Source organism: Sedimentitalea nanhaiensis DSM 24252, assembly GCF_000473225.1.
In the GTDB taxonomy this organism is placed as follows: domain Bacteria; phylum Pseudomonadota; class Alphaproteobacteria; order Rhodobacterales; family Rhodobacteraceae; genus Sedimentitalea; species Sedimentitalea nanhaiensis.
In genome coordinates this window covers 2,356,694-2,372,219 of record NZ_KI421509.1, presented here as the reverse complement: position 1 = coordinate 2,372,219, position 15,526 = coordinate 2,356,694, and the positions used below count along the sequence as shown (strand labels likewise).

Genomic DNA, 15,526 nt, shown 5'->3' with positions numbered 1-15,526 from the left:
ATACGGCGGAATCGTCCGACCCTTGCCGCATTGCCGCAGGGAGAGAGACCATGATTGCCATCATTTTTGAGGTCGAACCCGCCGAGGGTCGCAAGGATGACTATCTTGATGTCGCCGCCGAGATGCGCCCATTGGTCGAGCAGGTCGACGGGTTCATTTCGGTCGAGCGATTTCAAAGCCTGACCAATCCGGACAAGCTGTTGTCAATATCGTTCTTTCGCGACGAGGCGGCGGTGCAGAGTTGGCGCAACCTGACAGACCATCGCCGCGCCCAGACCAAGGGGCGCGACGGGATTTTTAGCGACTATCGCATCCGCGTGGCGCAGGTCTTGCGTGACTATACCATGACCAACCGGGACGAGGCCCCGGCCGACAGCAAGGCCAGTCATCAGGGTTAAAGCGACGCCGCCAGCCGGGTGCCCTGATCGATGGCGCGCTTGGCGTCCAGTTCGGCGGCCACATCCGCGCCACCGATCACATGCGGGGTCTTGCCCTGGGCGATCAGCGCATCCGCCAGTGATCGCTCGGGCAACTGACCGGCGCACAGTACGACGGTATCCACTTGGATCAGCTGCGGGTTTTCCCGCGCCTCTCCAAAAGAGACCCTCAGGCCACCATCCTCGATGCTTTCATAGTTCACACCGCCAACAAAATTCACGTCTTTCATTTTCAATGCAGCGCGGTGAATCCAGCCGGTGGTCTTGCCCAGCCCCTTGCCATGCTTGCTCGCCTTGCGTTGCAGCAGGGTGATATCACGCGGCGAAGGGTGCGGTTGCGGGCCTTCCGGAGCCAGACCGCTGCGGTGCGTTTCGGGGTCGCTGACACCCCATTCCTGCATCCACAGGGGCAGGCTTTCGGTCGGGCTGGTGCCTTCATGGGCCAGATACTCCGAGACATCGAACCCGATGCCACCCGCGCCGATCACCGCGACGCGCTTGCCGACCTTGGCCTTATGGCGCAGCACGTCGATGTAATCGACGACGTTGGGCGCGTCCTGGCCGGGGATTTGCGGGTCACGCGGGATAACCCCGGTTGCGATGACCACCTCGTCAAACCCGTCCAGATCAGCCGCCGTTATGTCGCGGTTCAATTCGGTCTTTACGCCCGTTTCGGCGACCATGGTGCGATACCAATCGACCAGCCCCCAGAATTCTTCCTTGCCCGGGATCTGCTTGGCCATGTTCAACTGTCCGCCGACCTCTGCCGCGCGGTCAAACAAGGTCACGTCATGGCCGCGCTGCGCCGCGGTGATTGCGGTGGACAGACCCGCCGGGCCGGCCCCGATCACGGCCACCGATTTTGGTGCGTCGGTCGGGGCTATCACCAGTTCGGTTTCGTGGCAGGCCATCGGGTTGACCAGACAGCTGGTCAGCTTGCCACTGAAAGTGTGGTCGAGGCAGGCCTGGTTGCAGGCGATGCAGGGTGCGATCTGCTTGCCCTTGCCCGCCGCAGCCTTGGCGACAAAATGCGCATCGGCCAGCATCGGGCGGGCCATGGATATCATGTCGGCACAGCCTGTGGACAGGACGTCTTCTGCCACTTCGGGGGTATTGATGCGGTTGCTGGTAATGATCGGGATACCAACCTTGCCCATCAGTTTCTTTGTGACCCAGGCAAAGGCCGCGCGGGGCACGGATGTGGCGATGGTGGGAATGCGCGCCTCGTGCCAGCCGATGCCGGTGTTGATGATCGTGGCGCCCGCCTTTTCGATCTCTTTCGCCAGCTGCACTACTTCGGCGTGGGTCGAGCCATTGGGCACAAGATCGATCATCGACAGGCGGTAGATGATGATGAAATCGTCGCCGCAGACCTGTCGCGTGCGGCGCACCACCTCGATCGGCAGGCGCATGCGGTTCTCGTAGGAGCCGCCCCAGCGGTCGCTGCGCTTGTTGGTGTGGGTGACCAGGAACTGGTTCAGGAAATAGCCCTCAGAGCCCATGATCTCGACCCCGTCATATCCGGCCTCGCGGGCCTTGCGGGCGCATTCGGCGATGTCGGCGATCTGCTTCTCGATCCCGTCTTCGTCCAGCTCGGCGGGTGGGAAGGGCGAGATTGGCGATTTCACCGGGCTGGGCGCGACGCATTTGGGCGAATAGGCATAGCGCCCGGCGTGCAGGATCTGCATGCATATCTTGCCGCCCTCGTCATGCACGCGGCGGGTGACGACGGCGTGATGGTCAATGTCCTCCTGGGTCTGCATCCCGGCGGCTCCGGGCAGCACTCCGCCTTCTTCGTTGGGGGCGATGCCGCCGGTGACGATCAGCGCCACATCGCCGCGCGCGCGTTCTGCGTAGAATTCCGCCACCCGGTTCCAGTCGCGGGTTTCTTCCAGGCCGGTGTGCATCGAGCCCATGAGAACGCGGTTTTTCAAGGTGGTAAAGCCCAGGTCGAGCGGGGCCAGCAAATGCGGGTAATCAGCCATGGAAATCTCCTCTGTTGACGCAGCAATAGCGCAGTCGCGCCACTTGTCACGCCAAACGCCGCGTCACGCCCTTGTGTGTCGCTGCGGCCTTGCTAGACAGGGCGCGTCCCAACAGGAGTGCTGCGATGACCCCGCAAGAGATTGCCAACCTGCCCTATCGAAAATGCGTTGGAGTGATGCTGATGAACCCGGCGGGCGCGGTGTTTGTCGGTCAGCGCAATGACCGCCATGCCGAGGCCTGGCAGATGCCGCAGGGCGGGGTGGACAAGGGCGAGGCGGCCCGCGACGCGGCCCTGCGCGAGCTGTGGGAAGAGACCGGTGTGACGGCGGACCTGGTTGAGATCGTTGACGAAACCAAGGACTGGCTGCCCTATGATCTGCCGCATGATATCGTGCCGCAGATCTGGAAAGGGCGCTATCGCGGGCAGGAACAGAAATGGTTCCTGATGCGGTTCAAGGGCACCGACGATCAGGTCAACATTCAGACCGAGCACCCTGAATTCACCAGCTGGAAATGGCAGAGTGTCGACCGGCTGGCCGAGCAGATCGTGCCGTTCAAACGCGCGGTTTATGAACGAGTGCTGACGGCATTTGCGCCGCATCTGACGCAACGCCCGCGGGGCTGAATTTGCCTTCGGGGCGCGAAACCTCGGTTCACCGTTGCCGGGACGGCAAAACCGGCATCTGTATCGCGTGCATACCCTGTACATACCGCGACATACGCGGCGTGCGGGAGAGAGTGTTAAGCGAAGGTTGAAACGTGCGGCGAAGCGATGGCGCGGCTTTCGGTCGCCGCCTTGAGCCAGACCTGCCAGAGGCGTCAAGTCGCACATCCGCCATTCCGTGTCGAGCTGCGGACATCCGGTGGTTCCGGCCGGTTGATCGGTGCGAGTCCCGAAGCGGAGAAATAGCGCGTTTCGACCCGAACCTGATACCCGAGAGCCCGCGTTTAAGTCGAAACGCTTTGATAATCTTGCAAAAGAGGCATCGAGGCGGGGGACGCTTTTGCGATCAATCGCATTTGATGCTCAGGGTAAAGGTCCCGTCCCTGCTCTGACGAAGCTCTTTGCGCTTCATGTTCAGGACGGTGTTGCCCAGTCGCTTCTGATTGTCTCCGGACCATCTGGACCGCTTTCCGCCCGTTGTCTCGGCATAATAGTAGACGACGCGGTTATATGTGGCCACCCGCCGACCGGTCGAGCTGCGCTTCAGGTGGGACCTTTCATTCCCGGCGAAGTACCACCATCCGCCCGTAACCCAGCGGTCTTGCGTGTCCTTGTATCGCATCGCGAGTTTGACCGGGCGACGGCAGTTGTTGGTAAAGTGGACCGCCTGCGATTTGGGATTATTCCATTCGCTTCTGCGCTCGGAGGCATCGACCGTGGGGGCGGCGGCAAGCAAAATGGCTGCCAGGGCAATTGAAGTCGTTTTCATTTTCTGACTCCTTCAAAATAGGTTTCGATGCGGCCTGGTGCCGCTAAATCTACAATGTCTCTGGGTGAATGCCGCAGCACGGATCCTGTAAGTCTCGAAGATGCACGATCCGGTTCTACTGGCATCGAAGATGAGACTTTGCAGATATCAAGATAGCCGATTTCAGGCGCATTTTCTGTGAAGCGCGTCACATTGGCCGGTATTTTTCTGTTCGCCGGCCAGAAACCATGTCAACGAACGCATTGCGGGCCTTGGGTGCGATCACGGTCTGAGCGGGCTGTCCCGCGCGGTAAAGACCGGAGCACGCCGCGCCGCGGCTCAGCGGAAAATCGGCACCTGCCGCGCGGCGTCCTGGGGCAGTTTGCCGGTCAGGCGCGGGTCGTCGGCGATTTCGATCTGCTGGCGCACGGGCATAAATCCGCTGCGGCGGTAGAACGGCAGGGCGGCAGAGCTGTCAAGGGTGCAGGTGTGGACGTGAAAGCGGTGGATCGGGCGTTCCCATGCGCGGGTAATCGCGTGGTTCATCATGAAGCGCCCGGCCCCGGCCCCGATCAGGTCGGGAGTGACGCCGAAAAACGCCAGTTCGCAGGCGTCGGGCTGGCGAAAGTCGAGCTCCAGCAGCCCGACCGCGTGATCGCCGGCCATCAGCGCCCAGGTCTCGACCAGCGGATCGTGCAGGATGGCGGTGAGGTCCGCATCGGTCAGGTTGAGACGCGAGAACCACAGCCAGTCGCGCGCGCCGACGCGCCCGAACAGGTCGCGATACCAGTCCGGGTCGGGGGTCGGGATGCGTTTGAGGGTGACGCCCTTGGGGTCGGGCACCGGGCGGCTGGCGGCGGGGGCGCGCATTTCCAGATGGGTGACCACGGCGGCGACCTTGCCGGGCGGGATGTCGTGAAAGCCGTCGCCAAGCATCAGATCAACCCCTTGTCGTGCAACAGGGCGCGCAGGTCGGTCTGGGGGCGCGGACCGATATGGGAAATCACCTCGGCGGCGCAGACACAGCCGATGCGCGCACTGGTTTGCAGATCGCGCCCGGTGGCCAGCCCATAGAGGAACCCGGCGGCGAACTGGTCGCCCGCGCCGGTGGCATCGACCGGGGTGACCCGATCGACGGGGATGTCGATGCGCGAGGTGCCCTCCATCACCGTGACCCCGTCGCCCGAGCGGGTGCAAACCACCAGCGGACACAGGGCGGCGGTCAGCATCAGCGCGTCGTTCAGGTGGTCGGTTTGAAACAGCGACTGGATCTCGGCTTCGTTGCCGATGACAAAATCCAGATCGTGTTCGATCAGCGACAGGAAATCGCCCCGGTGGCGGTCGACGCAGAACGGGTCGGAGATGGCGATGCCTGCCTTGCCGCCGCTGGCGCGGGTGGCGCGGGCGGCCTCGCGAAAGGCGGTCTTGCCGGCGTCGTGATCGAACAGGTAGCCTTCGAGGAACATCAGCCGGGCGCTTCCCGAGACTTCGGGCGGCACGTCCCGCGATGTCAGCCCGGTGGAGATGCCGAGATAGGTGTTCATCGAGCGTTCGCCGTCGGGCGAGACAAAGATCATGCTGCGCGAGGTGGGCAGGTCGCCATTGGCCACCGGCGGGTTGACGAAATCGATGCCGACCTCGTTCATCGCATCGGCATAGAACCGGCCCAGGGCGTCGTCGCGCACCCGTCCGATGAATGCGGTGTCCAGCCCCAGCGCCCCGGCCCCGGCGATGGTATTGGCAACCGAGCCGCCCGGCGTCTGCACCCGGCTGTCCATCGCCCCATAGAGCCGTTCGGCACGGTCCTGTTCGATCAGCTGCATGATGCCTTTTTCGATGCTCATATGGGCCAGAAAGCTGTCATCGGCCTGAGCGATCACATCGACCACGGCGTTGCCGATGCCGACCAGTTGATAGGGTTTCATGGGGTCTTGTCCTCGTATTGGCACAGATCGCGGATCAGGCAGGCGGGGCATTTGGGTTTGCGCGCCACACAGGTATAGCGGCCGTGCAGGATCATCCAGTGGTGCGCGTGCTGCTGGAAATCGGCGGGGACGTTGTCTTCGATGGCGCGTTCGACGGCGACGACATCCTTGCCCGGCGCGACGCCGCTGCGGTTGCCGAAGCGAAAGATATGGGTGTCCACCGCCTGGGTCGGCACCCCCCACCACATGTTCAGCACCACATTGGCGGTCTTGCGCCCGACGCCGGGCAGCGATTGCAGGGCGGCGCGCGAGTTGGGCACCACGCCGTCATAGTCGTCGGCCAGGATGCGCGACAGCTTGATCACGTTTTTGGCCTTTTGGCGGAACAGGCCGATGGTCTTTATGTGTTCGGTCAGCCCGGCCTCGCCCAGATCGAGCATTTTCTGCGGCGTATCGGCGATCTGAAACAGGGCGCGGGTGGCCTTGTTGACGCCGGCGTCGGTGGCCTGGGCCGACAGCGCCACGGCGACGACCAGCGTATAGGCGTTCACATGCTCAAGCTCGCCCCGGGGTTCGGGTTCGGCGGTGTGAAAGCGGGTAAAGATCTCGCGGATTGTATGATAATCGAGCTGTTTGGCCATGGCAGCAGGATATGCCCGTCCTTTGGCCGCAGGGCAAGGGACCGGTGTTGCCCGGCCCCCCGGTTTTCCGCTCAGAACGACCAGACGATGGTATCTTCGGCCAACATGGCCGCCGCCATGGCCGGGGGTTGGGCAACACCGACGCCATCGATCAGGGCCGATGCGTCGGCCCCTTTGCCGGGCAGGTAGATGGCGCAGACCTCGACGGTGGCGCCCTTTTCGATCGCGGCCTGCAACAGGCCCTGCGGCGTGGCGCCTTTGGGAGGCTGCGGTGCGGTGGCGCTGGCGGGGGCCTCGATCAGCGCCATGTCGGCGGCGGCCCCGCACAGCAGGATGCGCGCCGGGTGGCCTTTGGCAATGGCCTGATGGGTCAGCACCATGGACATCAGTTGCACCTGCGGCTGATCCGAGGTGACGATGGTGACAAGGGCATCCGGGCCGCCGGCGCTGGCGGGTCCGGTCAGGCCGAGGGCGAGGGCGAGGCTGGCGAAGATCTTTTTCATCGGGAAAGCTCCAGTGGGGAAAGGGTGCGCGTTCGAGGGGTAGCTATAATTATATGCGAATTTTTAAATGTGTAATTCTGACGCGGCGGGCAGGGCGGTTGCGCAGGATTCGGGTCGTATTGCGCGGCGGAGGACGGTAGTTTGGGCATCAGGCAGAGGGTGTGGCGATGAATGTTCAGACACAGGAAGACGGCTATCATTACGGCGTGATGCGCCGGGCGATCGAGCTGATCGACCGGGACGGCGACGGGCTGACCCTTGAGGCGCTGGCGGCGCAGATGGACATGAGTCCGGCGCATTTCCAGCGTCTGTTTTCGCGTTGGGTCGGGGTGTCGCCGAAACGCTATCAGCAATATCTGACGCTGGGCCATGCCAAGGTGCTGCTGCGCGAGCGGTTCACCACGCTGGAGGCGAGCAACAATCTGGGCCTGTCGGGCACCGGGCGGCTGCACGATCTGTTTCTGCGCTGGGAGGCGATGAGCCCGGGCGAGTTTGCCCGCCGGGGTGCGGGGCTGACGATTTATTGGGGCTGGTTCGAAAGCCCGTTTGGCCCGGCATTGGTCATGGGCACGCAAAAGGGGCTGTGCGGCGTCGGGTTCGCGGCGGAAACCGGCGAGGAACACGCGATGCAGGATCTGCTGTCGCGTTGGCCGGATGCCGAATTTGTCGAGGATCCGATGATGTTGCGACCCTGGGTGCTGACGGCCTTTGGTGCCGAAAGCGCGGATCCGGGCAAGGCACCGCTGTTTCTGATTGGCGCGCCGTTTCAGATCAAAGTGTGGGAGGCGCTGCTGAGCATCCCGTCGGGGCAGGTCACCACCTATTCCGAGATCGCGCAGGCCATCGGCAAGCCCCGCGCGGTGCGCGCCGTGGGCACGGCGGTGGGGCGCAACCCGATCAGCTGGCTGATCCCGTGTCACCGGGCGTTGCGCAAATCCGGCGGGCTGGGCGGGTATCATTGGGGGCTGCCGGTCAAGCGCGCCATGCTGGCCTATGAGGCCGCCCGTGCCGGGGTCTGAGACCGGGGCGGGACAGGTTTCAGCCGATGTTCGATTTTGTGACTTGAGCGAGGGGGTGCGGGGTGTGTTATAGTGCCGTCAACAGTCCCGACCAACGGGATCCGAGCAGAAGGCACAGAACCCATGACCCTGAACCATCCCCTGATCGCGGCGGTTGCCGCCATTGCCCTGTTGGGCGCATGTAACGACCCGTCCCGGCTGGGCGGTCCGCCGGATCCGAATGCCAAGGCCAAGCAGGGCGCGCTGATCGGGGCGGCCGGCGGTGCGGCCCTGTCGGCGCTGACCGGGGGCGAGGGTGCCAATCTGGTGCTGGGCGCCGCAGCGGGCGCGGCTGCGGGCGGGTTGATCGGCAACCGGCTGGACAAGCAGGCGACCGAGCTGCGCAGCCAGCTGGCCAATGACGGCATCACCGTCACCAATGCGGGCGACCGGCTGATCGTATCCCTGCCGCAGGACATCACCTTTGACACCGACAGCGCCGCGGTGCGCAGTTCGCTGCGCTCGGAGCTGGTGAAAGTTGCGAACAACCTGAACAATTATCCCGCCAGCCGGGTGCAGGTGGTCGGGCATACCGACAATACCGGCGATGCGACCTATAACCTGGGTCTGTCGCTGCGCCGCGCCAATGCGGTGGCCGACATCCTGCAGGCCGACGGGGTGCGGTTTGACCGCATCAGCACGTCGGGGCGTGGTGAAGAACAACCGCTGGCGTCGAACCTGACACCCGAGGGCCGGGCACAGAACCGCCGGGTCGAAATCGTGGTGATTCCGCAAAACGGCTGATGCGACTGGCCGGGACGGATCTGTGCCCCTATGTGTTTTGAAACGCAAAGGGGCACAGGACATCATGAGCGAACCGATATTGCTGGGTATAGCAGGCGCGTTGCGCAAGGACTCGACCAATCGCAAACTGATCCGCGAGGCGGCGCGGCTGTTCGGGCGATGCCAACTGGTCGAGGCCGATCTGCGCCTGCCGTTGTATGACGCCGATCTTGAAGAGGCCGAGGGTATTCCCGAGGCGGTGCAACATCTGTCGGATCAGGTGGCGCAGGCGGATGCGGTGGTGATTTCGACGCCCGAGTACAACAAGGCCCCGCCCGGTGTGCTGAAAAACGCGCTGGACTGGATCAGCCGGACCAGCGGCAATCCGTGGCAGGACAAGCCGGTCGCAGTGATGTCGGCGGCGGCGGGCCGGGCCGGGGGCGAGCGGTCGCAAATGGTGTTGCGGGCCTGTATGGTGCCGTTTCAGCCGCGGATCCTGCAAGGGCCAGAGATGCATCTGGCCAATTCCCGCAATCAGTTCGATGATGCGGGGCGACTGAGCGGCGAACTGTATCAGACGACCCTGCGCGATCTGATGGAAAAGCTGCGGGCAGAAATCGGGCGTTAGGGCATTCAGATTTAACGCAATTTGCTATTGATCCTGCTGCCGGCCAGCGGGGTCTGGCATGCCCCCGGTCTGTGTGTTCAGGTACAGTTGCAGGCTGTAGAGAACCAGTTGCAAATGGTCCGGAATGGGGCCGAGACCGGTCGCTCTTCGCCACAGCTGCAATGGGTCCGCTGGCCGAATGCGGCGTTCGATCTGTCTTGGTGTCGCGGCGCTGCGAAATGGCGGATTGACGTCAGGGCGGAGCGATTTTGCAGACGGATCGGAGGGGCCGCAGCCGGGCTGCTGGCGCAGTCTTGCGTTGATGTTCTGCCCGTTGACGGTGCATTCCGCCAACCCGGTTTCCGAGACAAGGCATCGCACATGACCGGCGCGCAGAAAGGTGTTGAGCAGCGCCTTGGCGTTGCGGCCCGCATCGGTTGTCGGTTTGGCGCAGGTCACGTCGCGCAGGCGCAGCACATCGCCATCGACCTGTATCCGCTCGCCGCTCAGTGCGGACCAGATCCGCGGTTGATTGTTGCTGGCGCTTGCGGCCGGGTCGGCTTGCGCGCTGGCCGAAAGTGCGGTGATCGTGCAGACCGACGATAGGATATGGCGGATCACATTGACGCCTCGACGCGGAAATCCGTTGGAATCCCGTCGCGGTTGTCCAGGACCAGGTCGGCCATCACCTGTGCCACTTTGGGGGCCATGCCAAAACCGATCTTGAAACCGCCATTGGCGATGAAATGGCCGCGACGGTCGGGCCAGGGCCCCAGCATCGGCGCGCGGCTTCTGGCGCGGGGGCGCAGGCCGGCCCAGCGTTCGATCACCGGTGCGCCGTGCAGGATGGGCAGGGCGGTCAGGGCACGCTCGATCAGCACGCCGAGCGCTGCGTCGGTGCCGGTGGGGTCGGTGAAGTCACGCTCGCTGGTGGACCCGATGGCCAGGGTGCCGTCGGCATGGGGGATCAGGTGCAGCCCGTCGACGAACAGTTGCGGCGCATCGGCGGCGTCAAAGCGCAGCAGCGCGGCCTGGCCCTTGACCGCGTTGCCGATGGGTTTGCCCAGCTCCGCGCCCAGACTGGTCAGACCGGCGGCCCCGGTGGCGTGGATGACGGGACCGCGGTCGGGGGCGTCGGTCTCGATCGGGATGCCCATGGTGCCCAGCGCGGCCACCAGCGCGGCGCAGGCCTGACGCGGGTGCATCCGGGCGCTGAGCGTATCGTGGATGACAAGGCCGGTGGCGCTGGGCGGGGTCCAGGGGCCGACGTCCGATATCTTGCGGACCTGCCATGTGGCTAGGCCGCGCCACAGGTCCCGTGCGGTCCCGGCGCGCTGGCGGGCCAGTTCAAGCGCGCGGTCGTCGTTGATCGGCTGGAGGCGTCCGGTGCGGCCATAGCCGGGCGACAGGCCGCCGGTGGCCTGCACATCGTGCCAGAAGGGTTCGGCCATCAGCAGGCTGTCGAGCTGAAACGCCTTTTTGGCATTCCAGTTCTCGGGCACATGCGGGGCCAGCGCGCCGACCACTCCGCCCGAGGCTCCGGCACCGGGACCAAAGGGGTCGATCAGGCGCACCTTTGCGCCGCGCCGGGCACAGGCCCAGGCGATGGAGAGGCCAAAGATCCCCGCGCCGCGCACCGTTACATCCGTCATTGCCAATCCCTTTTGCCTGCGCCATTGATCGGAGCGACTCTTCATGCGTTTTACGGATTCTTATCATGCGGTACCAGCAGGCAGAACTGCAGTGGCGCGACGGGCGTGTGCCGGTCTCGACGCGGTTTGACGATCCGTATTTCAGTCTGGAGAACGGATTGGCGGAAACCCGGCACGTGTTTCTGGACGGCAACGATTTGCCGGGACGGTTCTGCGACGGGTTCCACATTGCCGAGCTGGGGTTTGGCACCGGGCTGAACATGCTGACGGTCTGGGCGGCGTGGGAACGGGCGGGACGCGTGACGCCGCTGAGGTTCACCAGCTTCGAGGCCTTTGCGATGGCCCCTGCGGACATGGCAAAGGCGCTGGCGGCGTTTGCCGAGCTGGCCCCGTGGCGCGACCGGTTCCTGAGCGCCTGGGACGGGTCGGGCATTTGCGATCTGGGCAGCCTGCGGTTGCAGGTGGTGCAGGGCGATGCGCGCGAAACCCTTGCGGATTGGGACGGGCGGGCGGATGCGTGGTTTCTGGACGGGTTTTCACCGGCCAAGAACCCGGAGCTGTGGCAGGGGGACCTGATGGCGCAGGTGGCGCGCCATACCGCGCCGGACGGTACGGTGGCGACCTATACGGCAGCGGGTTTCGTGCGCCGGGGATTGCAGGAGGCCGGATTCACGGTCAACCGTGTGCCGGGATACGGGCGCAAACGGCATATGACGCAAGGGATACTGGCATGAGCGCACAGGCAACCGATCCGCAGAGCAACAATGTGCCGCTGGGCATCGGGCTGATGATCGCCACCACGGTGGTGTTTGCGGTGCAGGATGGCATCTCGCGCCATCTGGCGGGCGAGTATAACACCATCATGGTGGTGATGATCCGCTATTGGTTCTTTGCCGCCTTTGTCATCGCCATCGCGTCACGCACGGCGGGGGGCGTCCGGGCGGCGGCGCGCACCGCGCAGCCGGGCATTCAGATCACCCGCGCGCTGTTGCTGGCGGGCGAGATCTGTGTTGCGGTCTATGGCTTTACGGTGCTGGGACTGGTGGACAGCCATGCGGTGTTTGCCTGTTATCCGCTGCTGATCGCGGCGCTGTCGGGACCGATTCTGGGCGAGCAGGTCGGTTGGCGGCGGTGGAGCGCCATCGGCGTGGGGTTTGTCGGCATGCTGATCATCCTGCAGCCCGGCCTGGGGGTGTTCGATCCGGCTGCGATCATCCCGCTGATCTCGGCGGTGATGTTTGCGATCTATGGGCTGCTCAACCGCTATGCGGCGCGGCGCGATACCACGGCGACCAGCTTTTTCTGGACCGGCACGGTGGGCGCGGTGGCGATGACCGTGGCAGGGGTCTGGTACTGGGAGCCGATGGCGGCGCGCGACTGGGGCTGGATGATCGCGCTATGCATCACCGGGGTGACCGGCCATTGGCTGTTGATCCGCTGCTACGAGGTGGCCGAGGCCAGCGCGGTGCAACCGTTTGCCTATTTTCAGCTGGTTTTTGCCTCGGCCATGGGCATTGTCGTGTTCGGCGAGACCCTGCGCAGCAATGTCGCCATCGGTGCGGCGATCATCGTCTGCGCCGGGCTGTTCACCCTATGGCGCGAACGCGTCAAGGGTTGAACCGGCCAGTTCGCGCGAGAACGGGATCGGCAGCGGTGTCATGCCCAGCCGGGCGCGATAGACCGGCAGGCTTTCGGTCACACGCATGACATAGTTGCGGGTCTCGTTGAACGGGATGAATTCGATCCAGTCGATCACGTCCACCGCATCGCCGCGCGGATCGCCGTAGTCCAGTATCCATTGCAGCGGGCGACCCGGCCCGGCGTTATAACCTGCGGCCATCAGCACCACATTGCCGTCAAACCCACCGGCCAGCCCGGCCAGATAGCGTGCGCCCAGCTTGGCGTTATAGTCCCATTCCTGGGTCAGACGACCGGTGGCATGGGCCGACAGGATGCCCATTTCGGTGGCCACCGCCTGTGCGGTGGCGGGCATCACCTGCATCAGGCCGCGCGCGCCCGCGCCGCTGATCACGGTGGGGTCGAATTCGCTTTCGCGCCGGGCGATGGCGAGGGTCATTTCCGGGGCCATCGGCAGATCCTGTTTGGCGACCGGGTGCAGCGGATAATAGGCGGCGGGCAGGACCATGGCCTGCCGCGCCGCGCGTTTGGCGATCATCACTGCCAGATGCGGCCGGTCCAGGTCTATGGCCATCTGGCCCAGCTGCGCGGCCTGGACCGGGTCGAGCGATTCGACCAGATGGGTCAGGAAGCGCTCGCCCAGCGCGGGTTGGTCGGCCTCCAGCAGCAGCAGGCCCGCCTCGAGCACGCTGGAGGACATGAATTCGGCCTGATCCCAGGGCGGCAGGTCGGGCGGGGTGGCCAGCACCGGATCGAACGGGCGGCCGATTCGTTCGGCGGCGAGCAGGCCGTAGAACGAAGTCTGGTGTTCGGCCCCCATCGCATAGGCGGCATGGGCGCCGTCGCTGTCGCCAAGCGCCTCATAGGCGCGGCCCAGCCAGTATCCGGCGCGTCCGCGCGAAATCGGCGAGGCGACCGAGGCTTCGAAGTTGCGAAAATGCCGCAGGGCGGTTTGCGGATCGTTCAGCTGGCGCAGGGCGATGAAGCCAGACAGCCATTCCAGATCGGCATAGATTGAACCGCCGGTGGTGAAATGGCGCGACGCGATGCGATAGGCCAGTTCACCGTCGCCCGCGCGCATGGTTTCACGCGCCAGGCTTGCGCGGCGATAGGCCCATTTGCCGGGTTCGCCCAGACCCGCGGCGCTGTCGCTGCGTTCCAGAAGCAGGGCGATGGCGTCTGTATTGCGCCCCTTGCGGTGACGCCAGACAAAGCGGTCATGGGCCAGCCCCGGGGTGTTCTGCAACGCCTCGGGTACGGCGGCGATGCGCGAGTCCACGCCCGGTTCCATGTCGCGCAGCGATATCCGCGCCTCGGCCAGCGCGCGGTGGCCATCGTCGACCATTGCCAGCATCCGCTTGGCGCTGACCATGTGGTTGTCCCACAGCATCCGGTCCAGCCGGGCGTTGTGATGCGGCGCCAGCAGTTTGCCGTACTGGTCGAGATAGGCAGACTGTATCAGCCGCCCCATCGGCATGGTGCGCCAGGCCAGCACCAGTTCGGCCTCGCCGTCGCCGGGGTTGCCGGTGGCGATCAGGGCGCGGGCATGGCCCAGGACGCCTTCGGGCGATTGCGGCGGCTGATCGGCGTAAAAGGCGAGCAGCTCGTCGTTGGACAGCACGTCCATCGCCGATTCGCTTTTGCGGCGCAGCCAGTCTAGCCCTGGCCAGTCGGGGCGGCGGTCCAGAAAGGCGGTGACCTCGGCCGCGTCGCCCAGCCCGGCCCGCAGGCGGTGCCATTCGATCACGTCGCGCGAGAGGGTGCCGGGCGTGCCGGCGGTGGACAGCGCATCGCCCCATCCGCCTTTGCGCATGGTGTCAAAGGCCGCGGACAGGCGGGCGGGATCCTCCGCCTTGGCGGGGCCCGACAGCACTGTGCAGAGGCAGAGCACAAACGCCAGAATGCGCGACATCACTTGCATTTCCCGAGCAACCAAGGCTAGAGCCTGAGACGATAATCCGTGGCCTGCCGGGATCAACACACAATCGCGGCACTGTCGCAAGGTCAGCATCGGAAAACTGCGACAATTGGACAGAAAAGGAGCGTGCCCATGTTCAAAGGCTCAATGCCAGCCCTCGTCACCCCGTTTCGAAACGGTGAGTTGGATCTGGAAACGCTCAAACAACTGGTCGAATGGCATATCGGCGAAGGGTCCAGCGCGCTGGTGCCGGTGGGCACCACCGGGGAAAGCCCGACGCTGACCCACGAGGAACACGAGACCGTGGTGGCCGAGGTGGTCAAGGCGGCGGCGGGGCGGATTCCGGTGATTGCCGGGGCCGGGTCCAACAACACGCTGGAAAGCCTGCGGTTCGCGCAGCACGCCCAGAGCGTGGGCGCGGATGCGGTTCTGGTGGTGACGCCCTATTACAACAAGCCGACCCAGCGCGGGCTGATCGCGCATTTCACCGCGATCCACGATGCCAGCGCGTTGCCGATCATCATCTACAACATTCCGGGCCGCTCGGTGGTCGACATGACTCCGGAAACCATGGGCGAGCTGGCGAAGCTGCCGCGCATCATCGGGGTCAAGGATGCCACTGGCGATCTGGCGCGGGTCTGCGATCAGCGGATCGCCTGCGGGCCGGATTTTGTGCAGATATCGGGCGAGGACGCCACCGCGCACGGGTTCAACGCACAGGGCGGCGTGGGCTGTATTTCGGTCACCGCCAATGTCGCACCCGGTCTCTGCGCGCAGGTACAGGCAGCGACCCTGGCGGGGGATTACGCCACGGCGCTGGAGTTGCAGGATCGGCTGATGCCGTTGCACAAGGCGATCTTTACCGAGCCGGGGCTGGTCGGGGTCAAATACGCCATGTCGCGGCTGGGTCTGTGCAGCGAAGAGGTGCGCTCGCCGCTGACCGGGTTGCTGGACGAGACCAGGGCGCTGGTCGATGCCGGTCTGCGTCATGCCGGGTTGCTGAACTAGCGCGGTTGCCGGGGGCGG

General features: G+C 64.8%; 17 protein-coding genes. 8 read left to right on the top strand and 9 right to left on the bottom strand.

Features of this window, described 5'->3' with window-relative positions; all coding sequences use genetic code 11:
- Positions 1 to 50: 50 nt before the first annotated feature.
- Positions 51 to 398, top strand: a complete 348-nt coding sequence (locus NANH_RS0113465) for an antibiotic biosynthesis monooxygenase family protein (protein ID WP_027262507.1) — start codon at positions 51 to 53, stop codon at positions 396 to 398.
- Here NANH_RS0113465 and NANH_RS0113460 read toward each other — a convergent pair.
- A complete protein-coding gene (locus NANH_RS0113460) occupies positions 395 to 2,422 on the bottom strand; it encodes an NADPH-dependent 2,4-dienoyl-CoA reductase (RefSeq protein WP_027262506.1) in 2,028 nt (675 codons plus the stop codon). The two genes, NANH_RS0113465 and NANH_RS0113460, sit on opposite strands and share 4 nt — an antisense overlap.
- A 125-nt stretch (positions 2,423 to 2,547) precedes the next feature.
- Here NANH_RS0113460 and NANH_RS0113455 point away from each other — a divergent pair, with 125 nt between their 5' ends.
- Positions 2,548 to 3,048: an RNA pyrophosphohydrolase gene (locus NANH_RS0113455; protein WP_027262505.1), complete on the top strand. Its 501-nt coding sequence runs from the start codon at positions 2,548 to 2,550 to the stop codon at positions 3,046 to 3,048.
- 385 nt (positions 3,049 to 3,433) lie between these two features.
- Here the strand turns inward: NANH_RS0113455 and NANH_RS0113450 are convergent, their stop codons facing one another.
- The 5 genes from NANH_RS0113450 to NANH_RS0113430 form a co-directional block, all read right to left on the bottom strand.
- On the bottom strand, positions 3,434 to 3,856 hold the full coding sequence (locus tag NANH_RS0113450) for a DUF1036 domain-containing protein (protein WP_027262504.1): 423 nt from the start codon (positions 3,854 to 3,856) through the stop codon (positions 3,434 to 3,436).
- Between the two features lie 318 nt (positions 3,857 to 4,174).
- Positions 4,175 to 4,771: a GNAT family N-acetyltransferase gene (locus NANH_RS0113445; RefSeq protein ID WP_027262503.1), complete on the bottom strand. Its 597-nt coding sequence runs from the start codon at positions 4,769 to 4,771 to the stop codon at positions 4,175 to 4,177.
- Entirely contained in the window at positions 4,771 to 5,760 is a 990-nt protein-coding gene (locus NANH_RS0113440; protein WP_027262502.1) for an adenosine kinase, read from the bottom strand. Before NANH_RS0113440 ends, NANH_RS0113445 begins: the two co-directional genes overlap by 1 nt.
- Positions 5,757 to 6,401, bottom strand: coding sequence for an endonuclease III (gene nth / locus NANH_RS0113435; protein ID WP_027262501.1), 645 nt, complete (start codon positions 6,399 to 6,401; stop codon positions 5,757 to 5,759). The genes NANH_RS0113440 and nth overlap by 4 nt, the downstream gene beginning before the upstream one ends.
- Before the next feature lie 71 nt (positions 6,402 to 6,472).
- Positions 6,473 to 6,904, bottom strand: a complete 432-nt coding sequence (locus tag NANH_RS0113430; protein WP_027262500.1) for a hypothetical protein — start codon at positions 6,902 to 6,904, stop codon at positions 6,473 to 6,475.
- A gap of 167 nt (positions 6,905 to 7,071) precedes the next feature.
- Here NANH_RS0113430 and NANH_RS0113425 point away from each other — a divergent pair, with 167 nt between their 5' ends.
- The 3 genes from NANH_RS0113425 (at position 7,072) to NANH_RS0113415 (ending at position 9,313) form a co-directional block, all read left to right on the top strand.
- Positions 7,072 to 7,923, top strand: a complete 852-nt coding sequence (locus tag NANH_RS0113425) for a methylated-DNA--[protein]-cysteine S-methyltransferase (RefSeq protein ID WP_027262499.1) — start codon at positions 7,072 to 7,074, stop codon at positions 7,921 to 7,923.
- Between the two features lie 123 nt (positions 7,924 to 8,046).
- The gene (locus NANH_RS0113420; protein ID WP_027262498.1) at positions 8,047 to 8,706 is read left to right on the top strand and encodes an OmpA family protein; all 660 of its coding nucleotides are present in this window, start codon (positions 8,047 to 8,049) and stop codon (positions 8,704 to 8,706) included.
- Positions 8,707 to 8,770: 64 nt separating this feature from the next.
- Positions 8,771 to 9,313, top strand: a complete 543-nt coding sequence (locus NANH_RS0113415; RefSeq protein WP_027262497.1) for an NADPH-dependent FMN reductase — start codon at positions 8,771 to 8,773, stop codon at positions 9,311 to 9,313.
- A 24-nt stretch (positions 9,314 to 9,337) separates the two neighbouring features.
- On the opposite strand, the gene NANH_RS0113410 is transcribed toward NANH_RS0113415, so the two are convergent.
- The gene (locus NANH_RS0113410) at positions 9,338 to 9,913 is read right to left on the bottom strand and encodes a hypothetical protein (protein WP_027262496.1); all 576 of its coding nucleotides are present in this window, start codon (positions 9,911 to 9,913) and stop codon (positions 9,338 to 9,340) included.
- Positions 9,910 to 10,950, bottom strand: coding sequence for an NAD(P)/FAD-dependent oxidoreductase (locus NANH_RS0113405; protein ID WP_027262495.1), 1,041 nt, complete (start codon positions 10,948 to 10,950; stop codon positions 9,910 to 9,912). Before NANH_RS0113405 ends, NANH_RS0113410 begins: the two co-directional genes overlap by 4 nt.
- A 59-nt stretch (positions 10,951 to 11,009) precedes the next feature.
- Between NANH_RS0113405 and mnmD the strand changes: the two genes are divergently transcribed.
- Together mnmD and NANH_RS0113395 are read left to right on the top strand one after the other, a co-directional pair.
- Positions 11,010 to 11,678 (top strand): tRNA (5-methylaminomethyl-2-thiouridine)(34)-methyltransferase MnmD, encoded by a 669-nt coding sequence (gene mnmD / locus NANH_RS0113400; protein ID WP_027262494.1) that lies wholly within the window; start codon positions 11,010 to 11,012, stop codon positions 11,676 to 11,678.
- Positions 11,675 to 12,562, top strand: a complete 888-nt coding sequence (locus NANH_RS0113395) for a DMT family transporter (protein ID WP_027262493.1) — start codon at positions 11,675 to 11,677, stop codon at positions 12,560 to 12,562. The genes mnmD and NANH_RS0113395 overlap by 4 nt, the downstream gene beginning before the upstream one ends.
- Here the strand turns inward: NANH_RS0113395 and NANH_RS0113390 are convergent.
- Entirely contained in the window at positions 12,536 to 14,494 is a 1,959-nt protein-coding gene (locus tag NANH_RS0113390) for a lytic transglycosylase domain-containing protein (protein ID WP_027262492.1), read from the bottom strand. The genes NANH_RS0113395 and NANH_RS0113390 overlap by 27 nt on opposite strands.
- Before the next feature lie 138 nt (positions 14,495 to 14,632).
- Between NANH_RS0113390 and dapA the strand changes: the two genes are divergently transcribed.
- A complete protein-coding gene (gene dapA / locus NANH_RS0113385) occupies positions 14,633 to 15,508 on the top strand; it encodes a 4-hydroxy-tetrahydrodipicolinate synthase (RefSeq protein WP_027262491.1) in 876 nt (291 codons plus the stop codon).
- Positions 15,509 to 15,526: the final 18 nt, after the last annotated feature.